Below are 20,036 nucleotides of genomic sequence, written 5' to 3'. Positions count from 1 at the left end.
GAATCTTGCAAATTAAAAACTGTAAGCAAAAATGAAATTTTACTATGTTTATTTGTTAAAGTGTAAAGACAGCTCCTATTATGTAGGCGTTGCATCAAATGTTGACAGGCGCGTTACAGAGCACAATGCTGGTAAATACCCTGACGCATACACTTATAAACTTAGACCAGTAGAATTAGTATGGTATCAAGATTTTCTAGATCCAAAGCAGGCAATAGAATTTGAAAAGAAAATTAAAAAATGGAGTAGAGCTAAGAAAGAAGCGCTTATAAATGGAGAGTACGATCTGTTACCTTTTTTATCAGAATGTAAAAATGATTCACATTCTAAAAACAAAGGCTTCGACTCTGCTCAGCTTGACAATTGAGTGGTTCTTGAAAGTACGATGTCAATTCGAGCGGAGTCGAGAATCTAGTTAAAGGAAAACGTGATTTGACAAAAGGGCTTCGACTCCGCTCAGCCTGACAATGTTAATTGAAAAATAAGCAATGAAAAAAATAATATTTTTAACAGGTACTCGTGCTGATTTTAGTAAAATAAAATCATTGATTTCAATTCTGGATGTTCATCCTAGTTTTGAGGTTTTTGTATTTGTTACAGGAATGCACTTGCAAGAGGAGTATGGCTATACATTACTAGAGATTCAACGGTGTCAGTTTAAAAATATTTATACATTTGAAAACCATACCGATGAAGCCACAATGGATTTAACATTGGCCAAGACTATTGAAGGTTTGTCTAGTTATTTAAAAAAAATAAATCCAGATTTAATAGTGGTGCATGGTGACCGAGTGGAGACGCTAGCGGGTGCTATTGTAGGTTCCTTAAATAATACTTTGGTGGCTCATATTGAAGGTGGTGAATTATCAGGAACGGTAGATGAACTAATCAGGCATAGTGTGAGTAAGCTGAGTCATATTCATTTTGTTTCTAATGATGAAGCGGCCAAACGATTGCTGCAAATGGGCGAAGTTGCTTCGTCTATTTTTACGATAGGCTCCCCGGATATTGATATTATGTTTTCGAATACGTTGCCTAACCTTGAAATTGCCAAAGCTTATTATCAAGTTGATTTTGAAAAATTTGCAATTGTTATGTTTCATCCAGTAACTACCGAAGCAAGTGAAATGGAACAATACACAGATGATTTTGTAAATGGTTTACTAGCCGATGATCATAATTATATTGTAGTGTATCCCAATAATGATTTGGGGAGTAAGTATATTATTTCGGCCTACGAACGACTGAAAAATAATAACCGCTTCAGAGTTATTCCTTCTTTACGTTTTGAGTATTTTTTAACCTTACTCAAAAAAGCACAATTCATTATCGGGAATAGTAGTGCAGGAATTAGAGAAGCTCCTTATTACGGACTACCCATTATAAATATTGGAACAAGACAACAAAATCGTGCCGTTCATGCTGATATTATTAATGTTGATTATTCGATTGAAAGCATCAGCAATGCTTTGAAAGCTATTGATGCGCACCAAACGGTTGCTGTAAATCCTGATTTTGGTTCTGGAAATAGTGGTGAGTTGTTTTTAGAAACAATCGAAAAAGAAAGTTTTTGGACAATCAACCACCAAAAACAATTTAAAGAAACAGACTAGTTAAAATAAAAAATGAGAAAACTAGGAATAGTAATAACCGATGGAGTTGGTTTTCGTAATTTTATTATGAGTGATTTCATTAAAGAAGCTGCCCAAGAGTTTGATACAGTGACCCTTTATTCGGGGCTACCAATAAGCGCTTTTCCTGAAGAATTAGTAGCTCGTATTGAAATAAAAGAATTAGCCGTTTTTGAAGAGCCTAGAACAACTTGGTTTTTTAGAAAATGGAAAGAAGTGGCACATTTGCAAAGATTTAAATCTTTTTACGGAATGAGCGACACATTGAAATCAGGTTATCCTAAAGAGAATTCATTGAGAGCTATTTTAGTAAAATGTATTTATGCGGTTACAAGAGTAATCCACTCTGATTGGAGTATTAAGCAAATCGAAAAATTACAGTTTTTTAGTTTTTCAAAACATCAAGTAACAAAATCGTATATCAAACTATTAGCAACAGACCGACCAACACAGTTGTTCTTTACCCACCAAAGACCACCTTATTTAGCTCCTTTTTTATATGCAGCGATTAAAAATAAGATTCCAACAACTACTTTTATTTTCAGTTGGGATAATTTAGCTTCAAAAGGAAGGATGTTAGGAACCTTTGATTCTTTTTTGGTTTGGAGTAATTTGATGAAAAAGGAGTTGTTGTATTTTTATCCTAAAGTGGATGCCGATAAAGTGAAAGTAGTGGGTACGCCCCAGTTTGAACCCTATACAATGGAGCAATATAGTTGTTCTAAAGATGAATTTTATACCCTTTTTGATTTAGATAAAAATAAGAAAATTATTTGCTACAGCTGTGCAGATGCTAGTATTGGAGGGAATGATCCAATAGTTATCAAAGCGATAGTTAAAGCGATTCGTGCCGGGAAGATAATAAATTGTCAACTTTTGGTTCGTACTTCTCCAGCCGAAGAAGCAACTCGATTTGCTGCAATCAAAGCGGAGTTTCCAGAAATTAGTTGGAACAATCCCAAATGGATTCTAACTCGTGATAACCATGCGGAAGCCTGGTCACAACGCATTCCGTCTACAGAAGATATCAAAGATTTACGCGCACTATTGCAATTTACTGATCTCAATGTGAATATGTGCTCGACTATGAGTTTGGATTTTATGTTATTTGATAAACCGGTAATCAATACTGTTTTTGGTAATCTTGAAAACGGTTTGTATGATGATCAACGATTTTTAAATTACGATCATTATAAAAAAGTGATTGACAGCGGAGCAGTTACTATTGCTAAAGATGAAAAGGAATTAGTCGAACAAATAAATGAAGCCTTAGCAAATCCTGCTGCTCGAAGTATTCAACGAAAAGGGTTGGTCGCCATGCAAATCAGCGCATCTCTCGAAGGAACAAGTAAGCGTATTGCTCAATCTCTAGCACAACTCAATGGATAATTTAAAGAAAATTGCCCTACTTTGTAATTATGAATTGCTTCCCGAACGTGTAGGAGGTATGGATTATTTCTTTTGGGAGTTTGATGCCAGTTGTAAACGGAACAATATTCAAATAGATTGGTTTTTCCCGAATAAATCGAATCACGGTGATTATAACAAGCTTACTATTTATGCAAGCGGGAATCAAAGTATCGAAGCTTTTTTTCTGGATTTCAGCAAAAAGCACGAGCCTACTTACACCCATATTATCACCCAGTTTGTAGCATTGTGTACGCCGTTTTTTAAAAAAATAAAACAGTTATCGACTGCTGAGGTAATTGGAGTCGATCATAACCCAAGACCATTGAAAGGATATTCTTTGAAAAAGAAAATAGAGAAAAAAGTTAAAGGATTTCTTTTTTCGAGATATATTGATCAGTTTGTTGGTGTGTCGGATTATACTGTTAAGGAAGTTATTAGAGATTTTGGTTTTCATGTAAAGTCTAAAAGTAAAACAATTTACAACGGCGTTTTTATTGACTCTATTGAAGAAAGAAAGGAGCGAAATTACAATAAACCAAGTTTTTTGGTTGCGTCACATTTACGAGAATCCAAAGGAATTCAAGATTTGATTGTCGCAGTTTCTCTACTGCCGACTGCAATTTTAGCTGAAATAGAGATAACGGTTTTTGGAGATGGCCCTTACAAAGAAGAGTTGATTGTTCTAGTTCAAGAGCATGCTGTAATTTCTAATTTTAAATTTATGGGTAGTCAAGCTAATCTAAATGAGTTGTATTGTAAGTTCGATTATATGTTACAACCTACACATATGGAATGTTTTAGTTTATCTATTTTAGAAAGCTTATCTGCAAACGTTCCTGTGATTACAACAAGTGTTGGTGGGAATGAAGAGATAATTAGAAATGGTGAAAATGGATTTATTTTTGAACCGAAAGATAGTAATACACTTAAAGATTTAATAGAATTAATTTATCTTGGAAATATAAAAATTGAATCGAATACTCGAAAAGCAATCGAAATGAATTTCTCATTAAATAAAATGGTTGAAAATCACTTGCAATTACTTTCTTAAAAATAAGGATAACGATAGCGAAATAGTATATTTGCGCTGTTCATTTATTTCAAAATATGTTTTTTAATTCGCTATCCTTTGCGGTTTTTTTACCCATCGTTTTTGTATTGTACTGGTTTGTTTTTAATAAAACCAAAAGCAGTCAAAATCTACTTTTAATTCTAGCTAGCTATTATTTTTATTCGTGTTGGGATTGGCGTTTTCTATTTTTATTGGTTTTCTCTACTTTTCTAGATTATTATACCGGTATCCAAATAGAAAAAAACAAGAACGAAAAAATCAGGAAATTTTGGTTCTGGTTGAGCGTCGGAATTAACTTAGGGTTCTTGGCCGCTTTTAAATACTATAACTTTTTTGCGAGTTCGTTTGCGACACTTTTAAGTGATTTCGGACTTAAAACGAGTCCGTTTTTGTTAGATGTGGTCTTGCCTGTGGGGATTTCGTTTTACACCTTTCACGGCCTATCGTATGTGATTGACATATATTATAAACGGATAAAAGCCGAATACAACTTTGTAGACTACTCTTTGTTTGTGAGTTATTTTCCGCTGTTAGTGGCTGGTCCTATTGAGAGAGCTACGCATTTACTGCCTCAAGTCAAGGTAAAAAGGACGTTTGACTATGAGAAAGCCAAGCAAGGTGCTTATCAATTTATATGGGGATTGGTAAAAAAAGTAGTCATTGCCGACACTTGTGCAACCTATGCTAATGCGATTTTTGACAACTATACCCACATGAATTCCTGGTCCTTAATCTTAGGAGCGGTATATTTTGCCTTTCAGATTTACGGTGATTTTTCAGGCTATTCAGATATGGCTTTGGGAATGTCTAAGTTATTCGGGATGGACTTATTACGTAACTTTAATTACCCGTATTTCTCGAGAGATATTGCCGAGTTTTGGCGCCGCTGGCATATATCCTTGTCTTCTTGGTTTCGGGACTATTTATATATTCCACTTGGTGGAAGTAAAGGTTCCAAAATGAAACAAGTGCGCAACGTGTTTATCATTTTTGTAGTGAGCGGTTTTTGGCACGGTGCTAACTGGACTTACCTTGCTTGGGGATTTATTAATGCCTTGTATTTCTTGCCGCTTTTATTGTTGAATAAAAATCGTTCTAATATTGAAATGGTTCAATTAAAATGGAATTTTGCTTCCGCAAAAGAGGTCTTTCATATCTTTATTACTTTCTTATTGGCGTGCTTAGCTTGGATATTCTTCAGAGCAAAATCAATTACAGAAGCCGTCCTTTATATCAAAAGGATTTTTACTGACGGAAGTTTCAGTTCGCAATATTTGTCCAATGAAAGATACAATTATGAATTGCTATTGATGATCGTACTTTTTATTGTGGTGGAATGGAACAATAGATTCAAAGAAGAACCGATTTCAGGAAAGAATAGTTGGTTAAAATTAAGTCTTGCAATTGCGGCTATTTTAGCCTTAGGAACTTTTTCTGATTACAAAGAATTTATCTACTTCCAGTTTTAAAAATCACATTAAATAGTACTATGAAAAAGTTTCTACTTTTAATTTTAAAAATAACAATGGTAACCGCAATAGCTGCTGTGGTCTTGGATTTTGCTTATACAACGGTTTATGTGCAGTCAAAAAACAGAGGGAAAATTGATTATGTTTTTAATTCAACCGCACGTGATTATGATGTAGTTATTCTAGGTTCGTCAAGAGCTAATAATCATTTTGTGACCGAATTATTCGAAAAAAAAGGATTGAAAACATTCAATTACGGCATGAGTGGTGGGCATTTATATGAAGCATCATTACTTCTTAAATTGATGATTGAACGTAAATACGATATCAAAAATGTAATTCTTGAAGCCGACTTGAATTTGTCCAATGACCATCAGGCAGAAGGAATTTCGGCTAAATATTTACCGTATTTGCATCGCTCTGAAACAGTGCGAAAGCATTTTGAAAACGAAAAGGATTTTAATGAACTCTACTATATTCCGTTTTATAGGTATTTGAAGTTTGAAACGAGAATAGGTTTTAGAGAAACTTTTTTTACGGTCATTCAAAAAAAATCAAAATTGTTAGAGGAGGGAGGGTATTATTCGTTGGGGACCACTAAAGGGAAGATGAAAAACAATATTACCAACCTAGACCCACTCTCTCAAAACAAATATTACGAAGAGATAAAAGCATTATGCAAGACCAATAACATTAATTTTATAGCAATAATGACACCGATGTGTGAGGATGTAACTGGAATGAATTATTTTGATAAAGTGCATAAAGCTTATCCTGAGATTTACAATTATGAAAATGCGGTTGTAGAAAACAAGTATTTTTCTTCTTGTGGGCACATGAATGATGCGGGTGCACGTAAATTCACTTCAATTATCATACGTGATTTTTTTAAAACGAAACGATGAAAATAGCCTTTCTTACACCAGAGTATCCGCATCGTCTTACTGGTAATTCAGGAGGAATAGGAACGAGTATAAAGAATTTAGCCATAGGTCTTGTTGCTGCTGGTTGTGAAGTGCGTATTTTAGTTTATGGGCAAGATCAAGATGCTGTTTTTGAAGAAAAAAATATTGTAATTCAACGTATTAAAAACATCAAAGTAAAAGGATTGTCTTGGTTTTTTACTCGAAAAAAACTAGAGCGAATAATCAATGAATTACATGATAAACAACAATTTGATGTAGTAGAAGCGCCAGATTGGACAGGAATTACCTCTTTTATTAGGCCTAAAAAATGCCCGATAGTGATTCGCTTGAACGGTTCAGATACTTATTTCTGCAGTTTAGATCATCGTCCTGTAAAATGGAAAAATAAATTTCATGAAAAAAAAGCTTTGCAAAATGCAGATGGATTGCTTGCCGTAAGTCAGTTTACTGCCGATAAAACAAATGAAATTTTTGATATAAAAAAACAATTTACAATTATACCCAACTCTATTGATGTTGCTACTTTTAAAAAGAATGATGAAATACAAGCAATACCCAATACCATTTTGTACTTTGGAAGTCTCATTCGGAAAAAAGGATTATTAGAACTGCCCTTTATTTTTAATGAAGTGATTAAAGAAAATCCCACGGCACAATTAATTTTAGTGGGTAGAGATGTGCCTGATATTATTTCGGGTTCTGGCTCTACTTGGAAAATGATGGAAGAGCTATTTACAAAGGAAGCTTTGTTGAATGTAAATTATCTAGGAAGTGTACCTTATTCAGCAATTCAAGCGCATATTAATCAAGCAGCAGTTTGTGTTTTCCCTTCTTTTGCCGAAGCTTTGCCAGTGTCATGGATTGAAGCGATGGCAATGGAAAAAGCTATTGTGGCTTCAAATATTGGTTGGGCTTCGGATGTAATTGATGACGGAGTAAATGGTTTTTTGGTTAACCCAGAAGAGCATGTTGTTTATGCTAACAAAATAAATACCTTACTTAAAAAAACGACCTTGCAGCAAGAATTTGGTTTAGCAGCCAGAGAAAAAGCAATTCAGAAATTCAGTATTGCCGTTGTAGCAAAACAAAGTATGGGTTTTTATAAAAAAGTGATTTTTTAAAATGATTAAGTTAGATGAATTTATAACCGCCAGCGGAGAAGTTATTCTCTATACAGGTAATCCTGATTTTGACCAATTGGAAAATTTGTCAAAAGGAGCAGGTGATATCTGGCATAGTTCATTTGAACAAGGTTATAAAAATGCATTTCCAGAATTAGTATATCAAACAGCCGTTTTTTTTTGGTACTTAAATGATTTTGAAGGTGTAGATCAATGTGTAAGCTGGAGAGTGAATCCAAATGCTTTTGCAGTTCGGAAGTCAGTTTGGGAAGTAACAAACGGATTTGATACGGATTATGAAAACATTCAAATGCAAGCCTTAGATTTTGGTTTTCGATGTAATCGTTTTCTGGGAGCAGTTCCATTATATATTAATAATTTATTTTCAAATGTAGCTATTGAAGATGTTTTGATTTCTAGAAGAGACCGTCATGTTTTTTTTAGAAAAAATTACAAATCAAGTCATGCCATTTATATGATTTTTAGGTTGGGTTTCTGGAGAATTAGTGAATGGATTAGCTTCTTCAAAATCAAAAATGCCTTTACAAAAAATGGTGATACTAATTTTATACCGTTAAGAAAATTACAAGATATATCAGGAACGCCTTCGGTTAGTTATATTGTACCTACAATGTTCAGGCAAGATTATACATTGCAGTTACTAGATGATTTATCGAATCAAATGTACAAACCTTCTCAAGTAATTGTTGTAGATGCTACCCCAGAATCAGAAAGGGATAATGCTACTTATCAAAATAAAAGTTATCCATTTGAATTAAAAGTGATTTGGCAACAATCAAAAGGAAGTTGTAGAGCCAGGAATGAAGCTATAGCGATAAGTACTGGCGAATATATTGTTTTTGGAGATGATGATGTCAGAGTTCCAGAAAATTTTATAGCCAATCACATTCGGTTTTTACAAACGTACAATGCAGGTGCTTGTAATGGATTAGATATTCGAGCGGATCATCACATGCAAGATTTGAATGATCTTAAAATTAAAATTGAGCAAATGAATGCTTCCCAATTTATAGGTGGATGTTCACAAATGTTTTCTAATGCAAATTCTTGCGTCAAAAGGGAGTTTGTCAGTAAGCTAGTAGGGAATGATGTTAATTATGACGGTGGTTATGGTGAAGATAGTGATTTTGGGATGTCGTTAAGTAAAATAGGTGTACTAGTTTTGGTCAACCCTTTTGCTGTAAATTTACATTTAAAACCACCAAGTGGAGGCTACCGTTTTTGGGGAACGCAAGCAAAAATAATTGGTAAAAAAAGAAAAATACAGCCTTGGGAATTGGATGTGCCAGTTAGAAATATTCAACCTGTTCCAAGTCCAACTGTAATGTATGGTATTTTAAAACACTATACAGCTGAACAAGCAATGGAATATAAATACAAACATTTTACTTATTATTTATTTCACGGCAAAAAAATAAGTTTTTTTTACCGCTTGTTCCGCCTGCCTTATAAAAATTTACAATTTAAAAAGTCTATTTTTTATGCCCAGAAATTAATTGATTTAGGAATTAGACACCAATAAGCAATGCAGTTTTCTTTAATTATTTGTACCTATATGCGCCCAGAGCCATTGCTGAAATTATTGCAATCGGTTCAGAAACAAACATTATATCCAGATGAAGTTTTAATTATTGATGGTTCAAAAAATGATGAAACTGCAGTGGTTTTACAAGCGAATTCTTTTCATAACTTAAAATATTTTAAAGTTTTAGATATTGATAGAGGATTAACTAAGCAGCGTAATTATGGAGTTGAGCATGTAGGAAAAGAAATGGAGGTTGTTTGTTTTCTTGACGATGACACCGAATTAAAACCAGATTATTTTGAAGAATTAATTATAACTTTTAAAAATGACTCTCTCGTTACTGGAGTTGGAGGAGTAGCGATAAATGAAAATTTGTGGGAAATCGAAGAGCCTAATAAAAAATACAATTCTAAAAAAATATATCAATTTAAAGGGTATGTTTATAAAGAAGGACAAAGAAACGTTGTTCGCAATTACTTGGGTTTGCAATCTGATGTAGGACCAGGCAAAATGCCAAGTTTTTCGCATGGTAAAACTTGCGGTTTTCCATTAAATGGCAAGACTTACGAAGTAGATTTACTAATTGGAATGGCAATGGCTTTTAGAAAAGTAGTTTTTGATAACATAAAATTCTCTTCCTATTTTCAAGGATATGGTTTGTATGAAGATGCTGATTTTAGTATACGTGCATTAGCTTTTGGGAATAATATTGTCAATACGAAAGTTCAATTGTATCATTATCACGAGCCTTCAGGAAGACCCAATCAATATAATTACGGAAGAATGGTGGTGAGAAATGGCTGGTATGTTTGGCGTGTTAAAAACCCTAATCCTAAATTGAAAGACCAATTAAAGTGGCATGCGATTACGATATTATTAACTTTAATTCGATTTAGTAATACATTTACAAGTGATAGTAAAAAAGAAGCACTAACCGAATCTATTGGTAGGACAATAGGTTGGTGGAGCTTATGGATTAGTAAGCCTAATAAAAAATGAATTTAACGATCATAACAAGCGTTCCTCATGTAAAGGAGCAAAATCAGTATTTTGCTTACGCTCCTTATGTTAATGAAATGAATGTTTGGGGGAAATATGCAGATGATCTTGTGATTGTTGCTCCAGTATCAAATGAATCAATATCGGCGATTGACGGTGCTTATGAACATACTAACATAAAGTTTAATAGCATTTTAAAATTTGATGTGTTATCAGTCAAAGCCATTTTAGAAGCCGCTTTTTGTATCCCTAAAAACTTTGCCACTTTATTTAAAGCAATGCAAAAAGCCGATCATATTCATCTAAGATGCCCAGGAAATATTGGCTTGTTAGGATGTATTGTTCAGATTTTTTTCCCTAATAAACCAAAAACAGCTAAGTATGCTGGAAATTGGGATCCAAAATCTAAAAAACCTTGGACTTACATATTGCAGCAAAAAATACTTAGCAATACTTTTTTAACAAAAAACATGCAAGTACTCATTTATGGAGAATGGAATGGACAAACAAAAAACTGTAAGTCCTTTTTTACCGCCAGTTATTATGAAGAAGAAAAGAAGCCTTTGAATAGTAAAAGTCTGGATTCTAAGGTAACTTTCATTTTCGTAGGAACCTTAGTTAAAGGGAAAAATCCAATTTATGCAATACAGTTAATCGAGGGACTAGTAAATAAGGGGTTTGATGTTTGTTTAAATTTATATGGAGAAGGTTTAGAACGACATAATTTAGAAGACTATATTTTAAAAAACAATTTAACTGAGTTTGTTTTTTTAAGAGGAAATCAAGATAAAGAGAGCCTGAAAAAGGCATATCAAGAAAGTGATTTTGTAGTCCTTCCATCAGATAGTGAAGGTTGGCCTAAGGCTATTGCCGAAGGAATGTTTTGGGGCTGTGTACCCATTGTAACATCGGTTTCCTGTGTTCCTTTTATGTTAGATTATGGTAAAAGAGGTGTTTTATTAGATAAAAAAATAAAAGAAGATGTTTTCAAAATAGCATCGCTTTTAAATAATAAAAAAGAATATTTGGATAAACAACAGGCGGCTTTTTCTTGGTCACAGAACTATACGCTTGATGTTTTTGAAGCCGAAATAAAAAAAATGTTAGTATAATGCGTATTGTTCAAATCATAGATTCTCTTGATGCTGGTGGTGCAGAGCGCATGGCGGTAAATTATGCAAATGCTTTAGCCGGACAGATTTCCTTCTCAGGATTAGTGACTACTAGAAAAGAAGGTCCTCTTTTGAATGAAATAACGTCTAATTGCTCTTATTTATTCTCAAATAAAAAGCAAACCATAGATGTCCGCGCTATTTTTAAATTAAGAAAATATATAGTTACGAATAAGGTTGAAATTATTCATTCTCACGGAACCTCATTTTTCACAGCTGTTTTATTAAAAATTGTTTATCCTAAGATAAAAATTATTTGGCACGAGCATTATGGTGCCAGAGTGCATCAAACAGCAAGTGATAATATAATCTTGATTTTATGCTCTTTTTTTTTTAACGCTGTTTTTGTTGTCAATAATCAATTATTAGATTGGGTAAAGCAAAAAACATTTTGTAAAAAAGTATTATATATTCCCAACTTCACTGATTTTGATACGGAAAAAAAAGGAACAACTGTTTTACAAGGGAACAGTGGTAAAAGGATTGTTTGCGTAGCAAATCTAAAAAAACCTAAAAATCATTTGGTACTGCTTCGCGCATTTAATGCTTTGGTAGTAGATAATATAGAATGGACCTTACATTTAATTGGTGAAGAGTATCGTGATGGGTACTCAAAAGAGATTCAGGATTACATAAAAAAAGAAAATTTAGAATCTTTTGTGTTTGTTTATGGCGCTAAAAGCGATATGAAAAATATCTTATCACAAGCTACAATCGGAGTATTAGCTTCTACTGCCGAAGGATTTCCAGTTAGTTTGTTAGAGTATGGACTGGCTGGGTTACCGACAATATCTACTAATGTTGGTTCTTGTCCAGAGCTAATTAAGGATAATGTAACAGGTTTACTTTTCGATCCCAAAAATGAAGTAGAATTAAAGAAGCAACTTTATAAAATGATTTCGGATAAGTCACTTAGAGATCGTTTTGGGGTATATTTGCAGGAATTAGTAGTGGATAAATATTCTAAAAAACATATTTTAAAGTTATTAATTGCTAAATGCGAAGAAATAAAAAATGAATAAAGAAGAGCAATCCTATCTGTATTTAATTCTACTCCATATAGCCATTGGAATTGTAATATATACGTTCCCTTTTACTGCAAAAATTTACGGCTACTCCATGTTTCTTTTAGGAGTCTATTATGTAATAAAAACCCAGAATAAGAATAATGAGGCCTTAATGGCGGCTGCTTATATAGCGGGGGCTGAAGTCCTATTGAGAATGACAGGAGGTAATATTAGCTACGAGTTTTCAAAATATGGTGTGATGTTTTTTGTTCTTATTGGGATGTATTTTAAAGGGTTTTCCAAAGGAGCAATACCTTACTGGATTTTTTTGTTATTATTAGTTCCTAGTGTAATTATTTCCAGTTTTGTTTTGAATTTTGATACCAATATTAGAACAACCATTGCATTTAATATTTCTGGCCCCGTATGTTTAGCCGTAGTATCTATTTACACGTATAGGCGAAAAGTAACGTTAGAGCAAATGAATTCGTTTTTATTATGTATTGGACTTCCTATTTTAAGCTGTGCAGTCTATTTGACTTTATATACTCCCAACGTTCGGGATGTCATTACTGGTACGCAATCTAATTTTGAAACTTCTGGAGGGTTTGGTCCAAATCAAGTAGCTACTTTTTTAGGGTTGGGGATGTTTATTTTCTTTTCAAGGATTGTATTAGAATCGAGATCAAAGTTCTTGTTAATTCTCAATCTGATTATTGCATTAAACATTAGTTATAGAGGAATGGTCACTTTTTCTCGTGGAGGTATGATCACTGGGTTTTTGATGATTGTACTGTTACTATCGTTCTTATATTTTAAATCTAATTTTAGGGGCAGGGTGAAATTAAATTATATTTTAGTAATCATTGTAGTGGCAATGGTAGCTATTTGGACTTATACTTCTTTTCAGACTGGTGGATTAATAAATAAACGGTATGCTAATCAGGATGCACAGGGAAGGGAAAAAGTAAACCAATTTACCGGAAGGGAAGATATAGCCACAACTGAAATTAATATGTTTTTGGATAATCCTATTTTTGGCGTTGGCGTTGCTAAGGGAGCTGAAGTTCGCGAATTGGAAACTGGTAATTTTTCAGCATCCCATGATGAAATTACGAGGATGCTTGCTGAACATGGATTATTAGGTATTATTGGATTATTGATTTTATTTTTTACACCATTAGTATTGTATCTGGAAAATAAGTTTAACATGTTTTTACTGTGTTTTGTGGCATTCTGGTTTTTAACGATAAATCACGCTGCGATGCGAACAGCTTTGCCTGCTCTTGTTTATTCCTTGTCTTTGTTGAATGTTCAATTAGTGGCGCCCTCAAAAAAAGAATAGAATTAGGATAGAAAAAAGTTATCATGCTTCACTTTACCAATAGTCGATAAAACGATATTTTTAGTATTTGCGGTCAGTTTTTTAAAACAATTGAGTGCAATAATCGTTAAATTTATAGTAAGATAGTTTTAAAGAAAAATTTAACGTCACTTAAATCTATATTTGAGCAAAAACACTAAATTGCGAGAAATACCACTGCAAAATAATGCCAAAAAAGAAAATTCATTTTGAAATATCTGAGCGAAAAATGATTCTTCGTCTCTTTGATGTTGTTTTTGTTTTAGTCGCCGTGTATGGAGTTGGTCGTTTTTTCGATCTGAACTATCTGGAAGCGGCCGTGGCCAACGGTTATTATGTTGTCTTTTTGGTAATGTACCTAAGTATTTTTGCGATTATTTTTGAAATGTATGATTTACAGGTTGCTAGTAATGAGCTTCAAATCTTAAAAAGCACGTTGCTAACAGCATCGACTACGGTATTTGTTTATTTACTGACACCCATTTTTTCACCGGAGCTTCCCTCTAACCGTTTACAGATCTTAGTTTTTTTCGTAATTATTTTTTCAACATTAATTTTATGGAGGTTGTTTTATTGTCGATTTCTAGCCAGCAATCGATTTTTTCAGAATGCAGTATTAGTTTGTGATAAAGATCAAGTAGAAGAATTAATTTTAGGATTAGAAAATATTGATCCGCACTATAAGATTATTGGGTATGTGAGCGCTGATGTTGATGCAAATATTGACATAAGACATTATCATTATGTTGAGCCAATAAACAAAAAGGATTTAGCTTCTTTTGTAAAGAAAAATTCCGTTTCTGAAATTGTAATTGCTTCCCAAAAAACAGCAGGAATCACTGCGGAATTGTACCAACAATTGATTCAGTTGTTAGAATCCGGAAAGTTGATCCGGGAATACACACAGGTTTATGAGAGCAAAACCTACCGCATACCTGTGCAATACATCGCAAGGGATTTTTATCGTTTTTTTCCATTTAGTAGGAATAATCACAATAAGTTATATTTAGCAATTGTTAGGGTTTTTGAAATCGGTCTTGCCATAATTGGTTTGGCTTTGTGTTTACTTATGATGCCCATTATTTTATTGGGCAATACCATCAATAATAATGGAAAATTATTCTACACACAAGAACGTGTAGGTAAGAACGGAGTTGTTTTTTTTATTTTAAAATTTAGGAGTATGAAGAAGGGCTCCGAAAGTAATGGAGCCATTTTTTCTACAAACGGCGATTCCAGAGTTACGGCTTTCGGAAAATTTATGCGTAAAACCAGGATCGATGAGTTTCCTCAATTTCTTAATGTTTTAAAAGGAGATATGGCGATAGTGGGACCTCGTCCTGAGCGTCCTTTCTTTGTAAAAGAAATTTCAGAAATAATGCCATTTTATGAGACTAGACATATTATAAAACCCGGACTGACTGGATGGGCACAGGTCAATTATTCGTATGGAGAATCGATTGATGATAGCCTAATTAAACTGCAATATGATCTTTATTACATTAAACACAGAAGCTTTTATCTGGATTTGAATATTGCATTAAAAACCATTACAACTGTATTGTTTTACAGAGGGCAGTAACGAGGTAACGGCAAAGGATAATAGATTTCAAGAATCACTTCCCGTTATTCTCGAAAGCTTTCGTGGTGGGATAAACTAAAATACCCTTTTTTTCAATACTATTTGTTTATGTACGGTAAGCGGATGTAAATAGATAATAGGCCACAGATTACACTGATTTGACAGATGGAAAAACTTTTTTTAACCTGCGGTAATCTTCTAAACCCGTTTCATTTGCGTGCCAGCTTTTATAGGATTGTAAGCAACTGATAGTCCTTTACTATTTACCTTGTTATTGAATTAATATCAAGTGCTCTATACTGGATTACTTTATCTAGATTATAATAGAAATCTTCTTTTTGTTTTTCAGTGCTAATTTTACTAATATTAAACCACTCGTAATAATAAGAGGTAGCACAATCAATAAATGCGCTTTGTTAATCAGGATAAGTAAGTAAACTGCTAAACAAAGCAGATTAAACAGAGAGAGGTTGTAGGTCCATTTATTGTTGTCTTTATAATAAAAGTAAAGTAGTACAAGCAATGCGGGGTTGAACAATAAGACGTTATAATTATACGCTAGTTCATGATGGCTTGAATAAAATCCAATAAACAAAAAGAATACGCCAAGTATTCCCATTATTAAAAAGTACATTTGGTTTATTATTTTGGTATTCATTAAGAGAACAAATCCTAAAAGAAGTCCATAGGTGTAGAAATTATTCCACCAAGAGCTAGGAGTTGGTTCATTATATTCGAGAAGTATTTTATTTTCCTTGGCAAGCAGCTGGTTGTTGAATTGTACTGTTCTTAAACTTTTTTGTAATTCTAAGGGCAAAAATATTTTAGTACCTAATTCATCTACTTTTTTTCCAAAAATGATACTAGTTCCCAGTTTTTCATAGAAGTGACCATCAAAATAGGGGTATAATATAGTTCTGTAAGTGATGTCAGTATCGGTGTTTTTTACGATAGCAGTAGTGCCTAATGTTTTGTTGATAATATCTACAACCATTGAGGTACAGTTTTTATCAATAAACTTATAGGTATAATGGCTTTCTCCAGAAGCTAAGGAAGTAGTGAGATTCTCAAACAATCTTTGTTTAAGAGTGTCAGAGATGTTTAGTTCCTGCTCGTAAACAGATCTTCTTTCATAGGTGTATTCGTTGATGAAATCGGTATACGGATGTACAACAGCAAAATACTGCAAGTCTCCTTTTGTGAACTTAGCGACAAAGTTAGGCGTGTTAAAGTCAAAAGCACCATAGTTATAAACAAGATCTATAAATTGGTTCGGATCGCTAATTCGGATCGCTGTATGTCCAAAAAGGGAATACGATTCATTTCCAGTTCCACAAGTTATCACACTCACACGAGCATTTTCTGATAATATAGGGGTTTGTGCAATAGTCGTATGGACTGTCGCAAGAAGTATAAGGGATAATGCTATTTTTTTTAAAAGAGAAATGTTCATTGTTTTTTTATTGGTATAGTTAATTCCTGAAAAGGGATAAATCCACTTTTAACGAAAATATATTTGAATACAAAGCAGCGCTTTGATTTCCTAAATCGGTTAAGGCATAATCCACTTGGATTCCTTTGTATTTAAAACCCAATCCAATATTGGGTTGGAAGCCTACTTTCTGAGTGCTGTCTAATTGCTCGATGTTTTGGAAATTACCCACTCCAGCACGCACAAAAACAAGGTCAGTATAACCAAATTCGAGTCCTAAAGCGGGATCAACGCTTACGAAATCAGAAGAAAATAAATCATTGGTTTTGGCAAAACGCATGTTTACATTGGCAGCAGCCATAATGCTATAGTCATAACGCACGATAAATTTTTTAGAAACTCCTAGTTGAGCTTTCGGAGCTGTGATTTCAGTGCTTTCTGGTAGTTCTTGATTTTGTCCCGGTATCGCATCGGCAATTTTTTGATATTCTTTTTCGTCTATGTTCCAAACATTATAGGTGGTGGTAATGTCGCGAATCATTAAGCCAAATTGCCAGTCATTTTTTTCAAACTGGAGTCCGACATCGAATCCAAATCCCCAGGAATCAGCAAATTTTCCGATAATCCTTCTTATAACTTTTGCATTTACTCCATATTGAAATCCAGGAACGGGTAATTTTCGAGCATAAGAAAAAGTAAAGCCATAATCTGCCGTAGAAAAAAGACTGATTCGGTTGTAATCAATATTTCCCTGACTGTCTATTAATTCGGTAGTGTTCAAAATATCATCGACCCCAAAACGGATTAAGGAAATTCCCCAAGCACTGCGGTCGTCAATAGGACTTGCATACCCAATGTAATCGTATTGAGCTATATTTGCAAAATAATTAGCGTGCATCAAAGCTAGTTGATGATCTTCTAAGTGGGTTAGTCCCGCTGGATTCCAGTATCCTGAATTCACATCGGCAGTAGAAGCTGTAACTGCATTTGCCATCCCTAAGGCTGCCGCATCGACTCCTATATTCATAAACTCATTAGAATATTTCCTAACTGCTTGACCGTAATTTACGACGTAAACTAAAAGCAATAAAAAAAAATAATTTTTTTTCAATCGTACTGTTTTTTACCAGCTCAAAGCAGGATTAAATTTTCATCAAAAATATAATATTTTGCTGAGCTTAGTTCGTTCTTTTACTAAATAAATAGGATTGTCAAAGGCACTGTTGATAATCTCTATAGAAAACGTGGCTTGCATTCACTTATTATATTAAATTTGTCAGTTCAGACTTTAAATTTCAATTTGCGATGAACATTAAAAAACACATTCCTAATTCAATAACATTACTTAATCTACTGTGTGGCTGTATTGCTATGGTCTTTGTAACTAAGTCAGAATTTGAAATGGCTTTTTATTTTGTATGTCTTGGTATCTTTTTAGATTTTTTTGATGGTTTTTTTGCCAGATTATTGAAAGTTTCAGGACCATTGGGTTTACAATTGGATTCCTTAGCTGATATGGTGACAAGCGGATTAGTGCCAGGATATGTCATGTTTTTTTTGCTTTCAAACAGTCAGCACGAAATTTCAACACACTTTATGATGCCTTATCTTGGATTTATCATAACCATGGGTTCTTGTTACCGATTGGCTGTATTTAATATTGACACCCGTCAGACGAATTCATTCATTGGATTGCCAACGCCTGCGAATGCCCTTTTTATTTTAAGTTTGCCCTTAGTTTTAAAATATTCAGATTCTCTAATTGTTCTCGAAATCTTAACTAATCAATGGGTTTTGTTAGCAATCACGCTTTTTAGTGCTTACATTTTGAATGCGGAGATTCCGTTGTTTTCTTTGAAGATTAAAAAGTTCAACCTCAAGGATAATACACTCCAAATTGTCTTTTTATTCTTTTCTTTTTTGTTGTTGATATTTTTTCAATATGCAGGAATTCCATTGGTTATCATTGGGTATGTGTTACTTTCAATAGTGAGCAATAAATTTTTATTGGATGAGAAAAAAAAGCGTTAAAAGAAAGCCGCCCGTGCGTCGCGGGACTAAAAAGAAAGCTTCTTTTTTCTCTGGGAAAGTGCTGCGCTTTGCGATAGTTGCTTTTTTCATGCTTCTTGTTTTTGGAATGGGGTATCATTATCGAAATGGCCTAGCCTATTATTTTAGTTTTAAATCAAATAAGGTTTTACAGCAGGAGGCGGAAGATAAACGTATTTCTGATGTTCGGAATTACCAGGTTTTAGACAATCACGAAGGGAAAGCAATCGGACTAGACGTTTCTGAATACCAAGGAAAAATCAGCTGGCTAGATGTTGATACCTTAGAAAATAAATATCCCGTACACTTTGTTTTTATTAGGGCTACCGTGGGTAATGATCGCTTAGACAGGCAATTCAGGAGAAACTGGCTTGGCGCCAAAAGCAATAAACTCATTCGGGGAGCCTATCATTACTATCGTCCTAATGAAAATTCCTTAGAACAAGCAGAGCTTTTTATTAAAACAGTAACTTTAAGAAAAGGGGATTTACCGCCTGTTTTAGATATTGAAAAGTTACCCAAAAATCAATCTGTGGAACGATTAAAAATCGGATTAAGAAGGTGGTTGAAAAGAGTAGAGGAACATTATAAAGTAAAGCCTATAATCTATACTGGAGAAAGTTACTACGATGATTTTCTAAAAGAAGAGTTCAGTGATTATCTTTTTTGGATTGCTAATTATAATTTTTATCGGGAAAATATCCAGGAAGAGTGGTTGTTTTGGCAATTCACTGAAAAAGCAAGTGTCTCAGGAGTAAAAGGCAATGTAGATGTGAATATTTATAATGGAGATCTGCAGCAGCTGCAGTTCATTACTATAGAATAGCGAATTTTATTTTTTAAAGAATGCTACAAGTATGGCTATTGTCACTAACGCCAGAAAAATAGATACTGAGTATGGATTTGCAAAGTTGACAGTCCATCCTGTCCATGCAATCCTTTTTGGAGGGAAAATACGTGGGTCTTCTCTATTGAAATAAAAAATCCCCAAAACCCAATTATTAGGATCTTGGTGCCATTTCTCTAATGTTTCTTTACTTGGTTTTTCGTTTTGATCCATTATAGTGTTCTTTTTTAGATTAAGAATTGTTCGGTGGCTAAAGTTATGTCAAGCAAATTAAGTTGTTCAAAAGCTTGATAAGAATGAAGAAATGTTCTCAGTAGCTTTTAGTACTTCTATAGTTTAGTGCTTCGGAAGGAGCGAGAGTATCGAGAACCTTCCTTGCTCTATTGTTCTTGATGGAGTTTTTTTACATC

At 33.7% G+C, this 20,036-nt stretch carries 18 protein-coding genes; 15 read left to right on the top strand and 3 right to left on the bottom strand.

Annotation, left to right across the window (positions count from 1 at the left end; translation table 11 throughout):
• Nucleotides 1–31 precede the first annotated feature (31 nt).
• The 13 genes from QO200_RS00755 to QO200_RS00695 all read left to right on the top strand — a co-directional run bounded on the left by QO200_RS00755 (nt 32) and on the right by QO200_RS00695 (nt 15,298).
• On the top strand, nt 32–367 hold the full coding sequence (locus tag QO200_RS00755) for a GIY-YIG nuclease family protein (protein ID WP_371535235.1): 336 nt from the start codon (nt 32–34) through the stop codon (nt 365–367).
• Nucleotides 368–488: 121 nt separating this feature from the next.
• Nucleotides 489–1,613 carry a UDP-N-acetylglucosamine 2-epimerase gene (neuC, locus tag QO200_RS00750; protein ID WP_371535234.1) on the top strand — a complete coding sequence of 375 codons (1,125 nt, stop codon included), beginning with the start codon at nt 489–491 and terminating at the stop codon, nt 1,611–1,613.
• 12 nt (nt 1,614–1,625) lie between these two features.
• Nucleotides 1,626–3,020 (top strand): hypothetical protein, encoded by a 1,395-nt coding sequence (locus QO200_RS00745; protein ID WP_371535232.1) that lies wholly within the window; start codon nt 1,626–1,628, stop codon nt 3,018–3,020.
• The gene (locus tag QO200_RS00740) at nt 3,013–4,092 is read left to right on the top strand and encodes a glycosyltransferase family 4 protein (protein ID WP_371535230.1); all 1,080 of its coding nucleotides are present in this window, start codon (nt 3,013–3,015) and stop codon (nt 4,090–4,092) included. Before QO200_RS00745 ends, QO200_RS00740 begins: the two co-directional genes overlap by 8 nt.
• Nucleotides 4,093–4,148: 56 nt before the next feature.
• Nucleotides 4,149–5,582 carry an MBOAT family protein gene (locus QO200_RS00735; protein ID WP_371535228.1) on the top strand — a complete coding sequence of 478 codons (1,434 nt, stop codon included), beginning with the start codon at nt 4,149–4,151 and terminating at the stop codon, nt 5,580–5,582.
• 20 nt (nt 5,583–5,602) lie between these two features.
• On the top strand, nt 5,603–6,487 hold the full coding sequence (locus QO200_RS00730; RefSeq protein WP_371535226.1) for a hypothetical protein: 885 nt from the start codon (nt 5,603–5,605) through the stop codon (nt 6,485–6,487).
• Nucleotides 6,484–7,629, top strand: coding sequence for a glycosyltransferase family 4 protein (locus QO200_RS00725; protein ID WP_371535225.1), 1,146 nt, complete (start codon nt 6,484–6,486; stop codon nt 7,627–7,629). Before QO200_RS00730 ends, QO200_RS00725 begins: the two co-directional genes overlap by 4 nt.
• Nucleotide 7,630: 1 nt before the next feature.
• Entirely contained in the window at nt 7,631–9,172 is a 1,542-nt protein-coding gene (locus tag QO200_RS00720; RefSeq protein WP_371535224.1) for a glycosyltransferase family 2 protein, read from the top strand.
• A gap of 3 nt (nt 9,173–9,175) precedes the next feature.
• Entirely contained in the window at nt 9,176–10,174 is a 999-nt protein-coding gene (locus tag QO200_RS00715; RefSeq protein ID WP_371535222.1) for a glycosyltransferase family 2 protein, read from the top strand.
• Entirely contained in the window at nt 10,171–11,286 is a 1,116-nt protein-coding gene (locus QO200_RS00710) for a glycosyltransferase family 4 protein (RefSeq protein ID WP_371535220.1), read from the top strand. The genes QO200_RS00715 and QO200_RS00710 overlap by 4 nt, the downstream gene beginning before the upstream one ends.
• Entirely contained in the window at nt 11,286–12,368 is a 1,083-nt protein-coding gene (locus tag QO200_RS00705) for a glycosyltransferase (RefSeq protein WP_371535219.1), read from the top strand. Before QO200_RS00710 ends, QO200_RS00705 begins: the two co-directional genes overlap by 1 nt.
• Complete coding sequence (locus QO200_RS00700) at nt 12,361–13,698, top strand: O-antigen ligase family protein (RefSeq protein WP_371535218.1); 1,338 nt, start codon at nt 12,361–12,363, stop codon at nt 13,696–13,698. Before QO200_RS00705 ends, QO200_RS00700 begins: the two co-directional genes overlap by 8 nt.
• A gap of 202 nt (nt 13,699–13,900) precedes the next feature.
• Entirely contained in the window at nt 13,901–15,298 is a 1,398-nt protein-coding gene (locus QO200_RS00695) for an exopolysaccharide biosynthesis polyprenyl glycosylphosphotransferase (RefSeq protein WP_371535503.1), read from the top strand.
• A 313-nt stretch (nt 15,299–15,611) separates the two neighbouring features.
• On the opposite strand, the gene QO200_RS00690 is transcribed toward QO200_RS00695, so the two are convergent.
• Together QO200_RS00690 and QO200_RS00685 are read right to left on the bottom strand one after the other, a co-directional pair.
• Complete coding sequence (locus tag QO200_RS00690) at nt 15,612–16,751, bottom strand: DUF4105 domain-containing protein (protein WP_371535217.1); 1,140 nt, start codon at nt 16,749–16,751, stop codon at nt 15,612–15,614.
• A 19-nt stretch (nt 16,752–16,770) separates the two neighbouring features.
• The gene (locus QO200_RS00685) at nt 16,771–17,757 is read right to left on the bottom strand and encodes a PorV/PorQ family protein (protein WP_371535500.1); all 987 of its coding nucleotides are present in this window, start codon (nt 17,755–17,757) and stop codon (nt 16,771–16,773) included.
• Nucleotides 17,758–18,035: 278 nt separating this feature from the next.
• Here QO200_RS00685 and QO200_RS00680 point away from each other — a divergent pair, with 278 nt between their 5' ends.
• Together QO200_RS00680 and QO200_RS00675 are read left to right on the top strand one after the other, a co-directional pair.
• Nucleotides 18,036–18,761, top strand: coding sequence for a phosphatidylcholine/phosphatidylserine synthase (locus tag QO200_RS00680; RefSeq protein ID WP_371535216.1), 726 nt, complete (start codon nt 18,036–18,038; stop codon nt 18,759–18,761).
• Nucleotides 18,742–19,605: a glycoside hydrolase family 25 protein gene (locus QO200_RS00675; RefSeq protein ID WP_371535215.1), complete on the top strand. Its 864-nt coding sequence runs from the start codon at nt 18,742–18,744 to the stop codon at nt 19,603–19,605. Before QO200_RS00680 ends, QO200_RS00675 begins: the two co-directional genes overlap by 20 nt.
• Nucleotides 19,606–19,611: 6 nt before the next feature.
• On the opposite strand, the gene QO200_RS00670 is transcribed toward QO200_RS00675, so the two are convergent.
• Nucleotides 19,612–19,839, bottom strand: a complete 228-nt coding sequence (locus QO200_RS00670) for a DUF5808 domain-containing protein (protein WP_371535214.1) — start codon at nt 19,837–19,839, stop codon at nt 19,612–19,614.
• Nucleotides 19,840–20,036: the final 197 nt, after the last annotated feature.

It is taken from the genome of Flavobacterium sp. Arc3, assembly GCF_041431375.1.
Lineage (GTDB): Bacteria > Bacteroidota > Bacteroidia > Flavobacteriales > Flavobacteriaceae > Flavobacterium.
Note: the sequence above shows the minus strand (reverse complement) of the source record. Positions and strands in the feature narration are given on the sequence as shown.